Genomic DNA, 7,394 nt, shown 5'->3' with positions numbered 1-7,394 from the left:
AGAGTACTTGGCCATCCTTAATCATCTGGAGCGCTTTGGCGATTATGTCGCTAATATTTGCGAACGTTTGGTCTATTTGGAAACAGGAGAACTAGTCAAACTTAATTAAGACAAAGGAAAAGTCGCGCAAGCGATTTTCCTTTTGGTCGAAAATTTTGAAAATTGGCATTTTTTGAGAAATAGTCCTTGTTTTCCGCTTTGTTTTCGTGATATAATAAGCACACTTTTTATTTAGGAGGAACTCATGTGAAACAAACCTTATCACGTAAAGACTCATTCTTTATTGGCTCAATGCTTTTTGGTATTATCTTCGGAGCTGGTAATCTGATTTTCCCAGTGCATATGGGGCAAGAAGCAGGGGCAAATATCTGGTCAGCTAACCTTGGTTTTTTATTAACAGCTATCGGTTTTCCATTTCTTAGTATTATGTCTATTGGACTCTCTGGAGGAAAAGGACTTTTTCATTTAGCCAGTCGTGTGACCAAACCATTCGCCTATTTCTTTACAGTAGCCTTGTATTTGGTGATTGGTCCATTCTTTGCCATGCCACGTTTGGCGACAACGTCATTTGAAATTGCCTTTGCACCCTATCTTAGTGATGCGATGAAGGCACCAATGTTGGCTATATATTCCCTTATTTTCTTTGGTCTATCGTATGCCCTCTCTAAGAAGCCAGGAAAATTAATTGATATCATTGGTAAATATATTAACCCAGCGTTCTTGTTTGTTCTTGGGCTTGTTCTTCTTCTTGTGATTATCAATCCTTTAGCTCCAGTTAGTGAAGCAGCTGTTGTTGAAGCTTATCAAGCAGCACCTTTCATGAAAGGCTTTCTTGAAGGGTACAACACCTTAGATGTTTTAGCTGGCTTAGCGTATGGTATTGTGGTGATTACCGCACTAAAACAAAAAGGGGTTACGCAACCTAAATCACTAGCTGTGGAGATGACAAAATCTGGTTTGATTGCTATGGGACTGATGGGAGTCATCTATACTTTGCTTGCTTATGCAGGGGCAACAAGTCTCGGTGGTTTCGAAATCAGTGAAAATGGTGGTATTGCACTCGGGCAGATTACAGCTCATTATCTTGGGACTTTTGGTAGCATTATTTTAGCCTTGATTGTTTTTCTTGGTTGCTTCAAAACTTGTATTGGTTTGACAACAGCTTGCTCAGAAGCTTTCAATGAACTGTTTCCAAGTAAGTCATATGGTTTCTATTTGATCGTCTTTTCAATCTTGCCAGCTATTATTGCTAATGTCGGTTTGACACAAATTATTCAACTTTCAATTCCAGTACTTATGTTCATCTATCCTTTAGCGATTGTATTAGTCTTATTAGGACTTGCATCAGCCTGGTTACCCTTATCAACAAAGGTTTACCGTTCTGTTATGACCTTTACCTTATTGGCAGCTATCATAGATGGATTAAACGCTACACCAGCACTTATCCATGATTTAGCACCAGTTCAAGGGCTAATCGGCTTCGCAGCAAAAGTATTGCCATTGTTCGAACTTGGTATGGGATGGATTCTTCCAGCCTTTATCGGATTAGTTGTTGGATTGCTCTGGCAACAATTCGATAAATCAACATCGTAAGATTATGAAAAGAGGGCAGAAGCCTTCTTTTTTCATATAGAAAATTGTTTCTATTTAAGCTATAATAAATAGGTTATGGAAAATCAAAATATTAGTAAAATAACCCAAGAATTGGGATTAAGCAGTCAGCAAATCGAGCAAGTCTTGTCTTTAACGGCAGAAGGTAATACTATTCCCTTCATCGCTCGTTACCGTAAAGAAAAAACGGGTAATCTGGATGAAGTTCAAATCAAGGCTATTATCGATTTGGATAAATCATTGTCAGCTCTTTCTGAACGAAAGGAAACAGTTCTCTCAAAAATTGAAGAGCAAGGCAAGCTCACCGATCAACTCCGTCAATCTATTGAATCAGCTGAAAAATTAGCGGATGTTGAAGAACTCTATTTACCTTATAAAGAAAAACGTCGTACTAAAGCAACTGTGGCGCGTGAAGCAGGCTTGTTCCCGTTAGCACGTTTCATTCTACAAAATATTCCAAATCTTGAAAAAGAGGCAGAAGCCTTTATTACGGAAAGGTTTGAAACAGCAGAGAAAGCTTTATCAGGAGCCTGCGATATTCTTATTGAAGCCTTGTCTGATGACAGCAAGTTACGTTCTTGGACTTATAATGAGATTTGGGCTAATAGTCTTGTAAGCTCTCAACTCAAAGACCAAGAGGCAGATGACAAACAAGTTTTCCAAATTTATTATGATTTTGAAGAAGCGGTAGCAAAAATCCAGGGTTATCGTGTATTAGCCCTTAACCGTGGGGAAAAATTGGGTGTTTTAAAAGTTGCCTTTGAGCATAATTTGGAAAAAATGCTGCGCTTTTATGAAGCTCGCTTCAAAGAGAAGAATGACTATATCCATAAGATTGTTCAAGAAGCCTGCAAGAAAAAAATCGTTCCAGCTATGGAACGCCGTATTCGAACAGAATTAACTGAGAGTGCTGAAGATGGTGCTATTAGTCTCTTCTCAGAAAATCTCCGTAACCTTCTCTTAGTGTCACCCCTAAAAGGAAAAATGGTTCTCGGTTTTGACCCAGCCTTTCGTACAGGAGCTAAGTTGGCTATTGTTGACCAAACTGGAAAATTGATGACGACCCACGTCATCTACCCAGTGCCACCAGCAGGTCAGGCAAAAATCGAAATGGCTAAGAAAGAATTGGCAGAGCTTATCCAAACTTATCAGATTGAAATTATCGCTATCGGGAATGGAACGGCTAGTCGCGAAAGCGAAGCCTTCGTTGCAGAAGTTCTTAAAGATTTTCCACAGGTCTCTTATGTCATTGTTAATGAATCTGGAGCTTCTGTGTATTCAGCTTCAGAATTAGCACGTCAGGAATTTCCTGATTTAACGGTTGAAAAACGCTCAGCTATTTCTATCGCTCGTCGCCTGCAAGATCCCTTGGCAGAATTGGTGAAAATTGATCCCAAGTCTATTGGCGTTGGTCAGTATCAGCATGATGTCAGCCAAAAGAAATTGGCTGAAAACCTTGATTTCGTTGTAGATACAGTGGTTAACCAAGTTGGTGTCAATGTCAATACAGCCAGTCCATCGCTTTTGTCCCATGTCTCAGGACTGAATAAAACGATTTCTGAGAACATTGTTAAATATCGTGAAGAAAATGGGGCTATTAAATCTCGGGCAGAGATCAAAAAAGTGCCACGTCTTGGTGCCAAAGCGTTTGAACAGGCAGCAGGCTTTCTTCGCATTCCTAACGCTAAAAATGTCCTTGATAATACAGGTGTTCACCCAGAAAGCTATGCAGCCGTTAAAGAGCTTTTCAAACAGCTTGATATAAAGGATTTGGATGGAACTGCTAAGTCTAAGCTACAATCCCTTAATATCGCTAAAACAGCTGAGCAATTAGAGCTTGGACAAGAAACACTGAAAGATATTATTCAAGATCTCCTTAAACCTGGGCGTGACCTTCGAGATGATTTTGAAGCACCAGTTCTTCGCCAGGATGTGCTTGACATCAAAGATTTAACGATTGGTCAAAAACTTGAGGGAACGGTGCGTAATGTTGTGGATTTTGGTGCTTTTGTGGATATTGGACTACATGACGATGGGCTTATCCACATCTCCCAAATGTCCAAGACTTTTGTCAAACACCCGAGTCAAGTCGTTTCAGTTGGCGATATTGTGACCGTTTGGGTATCAAAATTAGACTTTGATCGTGGAAAAATTAACCTTTCCTTGGTAGATCCTCGCGATGCTAACTGATTATGTTAAACAGGTATCTCTGGAAGACTTTGGTTGGGCATTTAGGCACCATGCTCACTGGAACAAGCGTTTGAGAACAACGGGTGGGCGATTTTTCCCAAATGATGGTCATTTGGATTTTAATCCTAAACACTTGGAAGTTTATGGAGAAGCTGTTTTCCGCCAGATTGTTCGACACGAACTTTGCCATTATCACCTCTATTTTCAGGGGAAAGGTTACAAACATCAAGATGCTGACTTTAAAGCCTTGTTAAAACAAGTTGGTGGTATTCGCTATGCCCCTAAACTTCAAGAAACCAGTCTTAAACATACTTATTATTGTCAAAATTGTGGACAAGTCTATCCACGCAGACGACGGATTGACCTCAAGAAATATCGATGTGGCAAGTGTCAAGGAATGTTAAGTTATGAAAAAAATGCAAATCAGTCGTAAGTCTGATTTGTTTTTATATAGCTTTGGGTATAATGATAGTACGAAAATATAAGACCATAATGATGGTCGAAAGGAGAATAGGATGGGGGATCAATTTTATCGTTTAAAACGCGGGCGTATGTTTGCTGGTGTACTCGCTGGTCTATCAGATAAATTTAATTGGGATCTTAATTTGGTAAGAGCTCTATTTATAGTAGCGTGTCTCTTTGCCCAATTTCCACTTATTATTTATGTGGTTTTAGCAATCTTTCTCCCTTATAAAGAGGATGTCGAAAGAGAGCGTTTTGGCGGAGGAAAACGTCATCGAAAAAATGCTAGACCAGTAGATTCTGATAATGATGGGTGGTTTTGGTGACTACTAGAAATTATTTCTAGTCAGAAAAATATTTAAGAAGATGTCACTTTTGGCTCATGCTTAAAGATTGTTGCTGTTGAAAGGCTAGGTAAGGATTTGAACAAGAAGTATAAAGGTAGGGACTGCCTTCTGTTTCTGTAATTTGGTTAGCGCTTACTTTTTTTCTGAAAATATGATATAATATGCTGAAATAAATCTTTAGGTAAGGAGACCTTATGTCTGTTACAGTCCAACTGCTGGTAGATAAAATCAAGTGCGATATTATCTATGGCGATGACACATTGCTAGCTAAAAAAATAACAACGTCAGATATTTTAAGACCTGGTCTTGAAATGACAGGTTATTTTGATTACTATGCACCCGAGCGAGTTCAACTAGTAGGGATGAAGGAGTGGTCATACTTAAATGCCATGACGGCACATAACCGTTTTCAGGTTTTAAGTGAAATGTTAAAACCTCAAACACCTGCCATTATTGTTTCTCGTGGTCTGGAGATTCAAGAAGAGATCATTCAGGCAGCTACTAAAAACGGTGTTGCTGTTCTCTCAAGTGATGTGCCAACCAGCCGTTTATCTGGTGAAATCTCTTGGTATCTAGATTCCTGTTTAGCTGATCGTACCAGTGTTCATGGGGTGCTTATGGATATCTATGGTATGGGTGTCTTGATTCAAGGAGATTCTGGTATTGGTAAAAGTGAGACTGGACTAGAGCTTGTCAAACGTGGGCACCGTCTGGTTGCTGATGACCGCGTTGATGTCTATGCCAAGGACGAGGAGACTCTATGGGGAGAACCAGCAGAAATCCTGCGTCATCTTTTAGAAATTCGTGGTGTTGGGATTATTGATATCATGAGTTTGTACGGCGCTAGTGCTGTTAAGGATTCTTCACAAGTTCAGTTGGCCATTTATCTTGAGAACTTTGGAGCCGATAAGCTTTTTGATCGACTAGGTAATGGTAATGAAGAAGTTGAATTTTCAGGTGTGAAGGTGCCTTGCGTTCGTATCCCTGTTAAAACTGGTCGAAATGTCTCAGTTGTGATTGAAGCAGCCGCGATGAATCATCGTGCAAAATTAATGGGATTTGACGCAACGAAGACATTTGAGGATCGTTTGACCAAACTTATTTCTAGAAATGAGGCAGCAAATGATTGATCCTATAGCCTTTAAGTTGGGACCTCTTGAGATTCGTTGGTATGCTTTGTGTATCGTCACAGGATTGATTTTGGCTGTTTATCTTGCTATGAGAGAAGCTCCTCGAAAAAGGATTAATCCTGATTTAGTTCTTGATTTTATTCTTCTCGCCTTTCCCATGGCCATTATTGGAGCGCGTCTTTACTATGTTATTTTCGAATGGTCATACTATAAAGACCATCTTGCTGAAATCTTTGCTATTTGGAATGGTGGGATTGCTATATATGGTGGTTTGATAGCTGGTGCTATAGTTCTTTATTTTTTCACAAGGCATCATTTTATTGATACAGTGGACTTTATGGACATTGCAGCACCGGGTGTTATGATTGCCCAAAGTTTGGGACGTTGGGGTAATTTTTTCAATCAAGAAGCTTTTGGTAAAACTGTCCAGCACTTAAACTATCTTCCAGATTTTATTAAAAACCAGATGTATATTGATGGTGCCTATCGAACACCAACTTTCTTATATGAGTCGCTTTGGAATCTTATTGGTTTCATTGTGATTGTCAGCTTACGCCACAAATCAAAACTGCTCAAAAAGGGTGAACCAAGTCTCTTTTATTTGGTCTGGTATGGGTGTGGACGTTTTGTTATTGAAGGATTGCGAACAGATAGTCTTATGTTAGCAGGATTAAGGGTCTCACAATGGTTGTCAGCACTCTTGGTTATCATCGGACTAGTCCTCTTTATCTACCGCAGACGTCGTTCTGATACCCCATTTTATCTCAAAAACGTAAATTAACAATAGGAGAAAAACATGAACTTAATAGGAATTTCAGTATTAATCATTGCACTGGCATTTGTTGCCTTAGTTGTTTACTTGATTATGGTACTGAAAAAAGTTGCAGGAACCATTGATGAAGCCCAAGAAACCATTAAGGTACTGACGAGTGATGTCAATGTAACTCTCTTTCAAACCAATGAAATTTTAGCCAAAGCAAATGTTTTAGTAGAAGATGTCAATGGCAAAGTATCGACGATTGATCCACTTTTTGTCGCAATTGCAGATTTGTCAGAAAGTGTTTCTGATTTAAATGTCAAAGCTCGTCATATTGGTCAGAAAACCAATGGTGTAGGGAGTGTCTTGGGGACAGTTGGAAAATCATATGTCACTGGTAAAGTCGGTGCAAAATTATTTAAAAAGAAGAATAAATAAGTCATTGTCTAGGAGGAAAAGAATATGGTCAAATTAGGAAAATCATTACTCATTGGCGCAACGGTTGGTGCAGCAGCATATTTCTTTAGTACAGCCAAGGGTAAAGAGGCTAAAGAAAAAGCCAGTGATTTTATCACTGACTACAAAGAAAATCCTGAGGAATACACTCAATATGCTAAAGATAAAGCCAATAGTTACAAAGACTTAGCCGTTGAAAAATTCAATGACTATAAGGCTAAGTATGAAAAAGGAGAATTGACTCCTGAGGATGTGCTTGAACAAGTCAAAGAAAAAGCTAACTTGGTAAAAGAAAAGGCTGTTCAAAAGATGAATCAAGTTGCAGATTGGGACCTTGAAGATGATAAGGTTGTTGATGGTAATGATGATGTCAAACATGCTGCAGAAGTAGACGATATTGTTATCGACTACTCTAATGATGAAGAAGCTTAAGCATATAAC

At 39.1% G+C, this 7,394-nt stretch carries 8 protein-coding genes and 1 pseudogene; all 9 read left to right on the top strand.

Annotation, left to right across the window (positions count from 1 at the left end; all coding sequences use genetic code 11):
* Nucleotides 1-109 (top strand): annotated as a pseudogene (locus ACMZ6U_RS08465) (phosphate transport system regulatory protein PhoU); the annotation flags it as partial.
* A gap of 137 nt (nt 110-246) precedes the next feature.
* Complete coding sequence (gene brnQ, locus ACMZ6U_RS08460; protein WP_416107891.1) at nt 247-1,593, top strand: branched-chain amino acid transport system II carrier protein; 1,347 nt, start codon at nt 247-249, stop codon at nt 1,591-1,593.
* Nucleotides 1,594-1,668: 75 nt separating this feature from the next.
* Nucleotides 1,669-3,801 carry a Tex family protein gene (locus ACMZ6U_RS08455; RefSeq protein ID WP_416107889.1) on the top strand — a complete coding sequence of 711 codons (2,133 nt, stop codon included), beginning with the start codon at nt 1,669-1,671 and terminating at the stop codon, nt 3,799-3,801.
* Nucleotides 3,791-4,234 (top strand): SprT family protein, encoded by a 444-nt coding sequence (locus tag ACMZ6U_RS08450; protein ID WP_416107887.1) that lies wholly within the window; start codon nt 3,791-3,793, stop codon nt 4,232-4,234. Before ACMZ6U_RS08455 ends, ACMZ6U_RS08450 begins: the two co-directional genes overlap by 11 nt.
* An 82-nt stretch (nt 4,235-4,316) precedes the next feature.
* On the top strand, nt 4,317-4,589 hold the full coding sequence (locus tag ACMZ6U_RS08445) for a PspC domain-containing protein (RefSeq protein WP_416107885.1): 273 nt from the start codon (nt 4,317-4,319) through the stop codon (nt 4,587-4,589).
* A 215-nt stretch (nt 4,590-4,804) separates the two neighbouring features.
* The gene (hprK, locus tag ACMZ6U_RS08440) at nt 4,805-5,740 is read left to right on the top strand and encodes an HPr(Ser) kinase/phosphatase (RefSeq protein ID WP_416107884.1); all 936 of its coding nucleotides are present in this window, start codon (nt 4,805-4,807) and stop codon (nt 5,738-5,740) included.
* The gene (lgt, locus tag ACMZ6U_RS08435) at nt 5,733-6,521 is read left to right on the top strand and encodes a prolipoprotein diacylglyceryl transferase (protein WP_416107882.1); all 789 of its coding nucleotides are present in this window, start codon (nt 5,733-5,735) and stop codon (nt 6,519-6,521) included. Before hprK ends, lgt begins: the two co-directional genes overlap by 8 nt.
* A gap of 15 nt (nt 6,522-6,536) precedes the next feature.
* Entirely contained in the window at nt 6,537-6,935 is a 399-nt protein-coding gene (locus ACMZ6U_RS08430) for a DUF948 domain-containing protein (protein WP_416107879.1), read from the top strand.
* 24 nt (nt 6,936-6,959) lie between these two features.
* Complete coding sequence (locus ACMZ6U_RS08425; RefSeq protein WP_416107877.1) at nt 6,960-7,385, top strand: YtxH domain-containing protein; 426 nt, start codon at nt 6,960-6,962, stop codon at nt 7,383-7,385.
* Nucleotides 7,386-7,394: the final 9 nt, after the last annotated feature.

Origin of the sequence: Streptococcus pluranimalium (assembly GCF_047785745.1) — a bacterium.
Taxonomy (GTDB): domain Bacteria; phylum Bacillota; class Bacilli; order Lactobacillales; family Streptococcaceae; genus Streptococcus; species Streptococcus pluranimalium_B.
The sequence above is the reverse complement of the archived record's forward strand: the minus strand, read 5'-3'. Positions and strand labels throughout refer to the sequence as shown.

Coding starts and splice junctions, on each gene's coding strand:
- ACMZ6U_RS08455 (WP_416107889.1), top strand. CDS start 1,669: ATGGAAAATCAAAATATTAGTAAAATAACCCAAGAATTGGGATTAAGC.
- ACMZ6U_RS08450 (WP_416107887.1), top strand. CDS start 3,791: ATGCTAACTGATTATGTTAAACAGGTATCTCTGGAAGACTTTGGTTGG.
- ACMZ6U_RS08445 (WP_416107885.1), top strand. CDS start 4,317: ATGGGGGATCAATTTTATCGTTTAAAACGCGGGCGTATGTTTGCTGGT.
- hprK (WP_416107884.1), top strand. CDS start 4,805: ATGTCTGTTACAGTCCAACTGCTGGTAGATAAAATCAAGTGCGATATT.
- lgt (WP_416107882.1), top strand. CDS start 5,733: ATGATTGATCCTATAGCCTTTAAGTTGGGACCTCTTGAGATTCGTTGG.
- ACMZ6U_RS08430 (WP_416107879.1), top strand. CDS start 6,537: ATGAACTTAATAGGAATTTCAGTATTAATCATTGCACTGGCATTTGTT.
- ACMZ6U_RS08425 (WP_416107877.1), top strand. CDS start 6,960: ATGGTCAAATTAGGAAAATCATTACTCATTGGCGCAACGGTTGGTGCA.